Here is a 1,131-nt window from a genome sequence, read left to right on the forward strand (position 1 = left end):
TGCTCTAAAAGGGCGCATATGGATTTACGCACACCACCCCGTACTATTAATCAGACCGGGAACGGAAACATGACCGCGCTTTTCTCCCCGGGCAGGCAAAATCCCGCACCACCCGTGTCTCGCTCACCTCTGGCCCGCCCCCGCCGCGCACACCGCCACCGGCGTGGGGCGCGCGTTCACAAGGATCCGCCGGCCGGCCGGCGGTCGTCGGGGATGCCGTGCGCCCCCAGCAGGCTCCGGCCGAGCGGGGTCAGGGCATGATGGACACTCACACCCTCCCGCCGCGTCGTGATCAGGGCGGAGTGGCGCAGAATCCCGGTGTGGTGGGAGACCGTCGCAGCGGACACCGCCAGCTCCTGCACCAAGTCGCTGGTCGTCGCCGCGTGCAGCACAGCGATCCGCAGCAGGATGTGCGCACGCGTGGCGCCCAGGAGAGCGGCCAGCGCCCGGATTCTGGCAGGCTCCGGACATGCGGAGCCGAGAGGACGTGGAGGCAGGGACATGTGCGGGCTGCTTTCCGAGTCGTGCAGGGGCGCTGCTCCGCGGCGGCGGAGCCTGGGCGTGCCGGGCAGGGATGTCAGCAGGCCAGGAGGGGGCCGTCGACGTGGGCGAGCGCGACAAAGCTCGGGCCCGCCCCTACGGGTATCTCCTCGAACTGCGGGACGCCGTCCGTGTTGGACAGGTCCACCCCGTCCAAATGCACCACAGCCAGCGACCTCTGACCGGCAAGCGCGCAGTACACGGTGGCGTCGTCCAGGTCGACGGTGATGCCCCGCGGGCCCGCGCCGAGCCCGACCAGGCGGGTCACCGTCCACTCCAGCAGATCCACCACCGCGAACGCCCCCGCCCGTTCCAACGTGACCAGGGCATAGCCGCCCTCCCCCGTCACCGCGATACCGGCCGGAGCCGCCCCGGCCACCGGTAGCCGCACCCCGCCATCCACCCGTGCGCCCGCCAGATCCGCGACAGGCAAAACGTCCAGCCGCGCACACGCGAACACCGCGTGACCACCGGACAGCGCCACGGCCCGCGGCTGAACATGCACCGAGCCGAGCACGATCCGGTCTGCGACCCGAACGCCGCAGTCCCCAGCAAGGGGAGACAGGTCCAAAACGGCCGCCGATCCCGCCC

2 protein-coding genes are annotated in these 1,131 nt (G+C 71.0%); both read right to left on the reverse strand.

The features are described from left to right. Window positions 1-176: 176 nt before the first annotated feature. Window positions 177-503, reverse strand: a complete 327-nt coding sequence (locus ACFVUT_RS37760) for an ArsR/SmtB family transcription factor (RefSeq protein ID WP_389671190.1) — start codon at window positions 501-503, stop codon at window positions 177-179. Between the two features lie 74 nt (window positions 504-577). Further along, on the reverse strand, window positions 578-1,131 hold a 554-nt coding region (locus tag ACFVUT_RS37765), incomplete at its 5' end, for a YncE family protein (protein ID WP_389671192.1).

The sequence above is a fragment of the Streptomyces sp. NPDC058051 genome, assembly GCF_042885475.1.
Classification (GTDB): Bacteria; Actinomycetota; Actinomycetes; order Streptomycetales; family Streptomycetaceae; genus Streptomyces.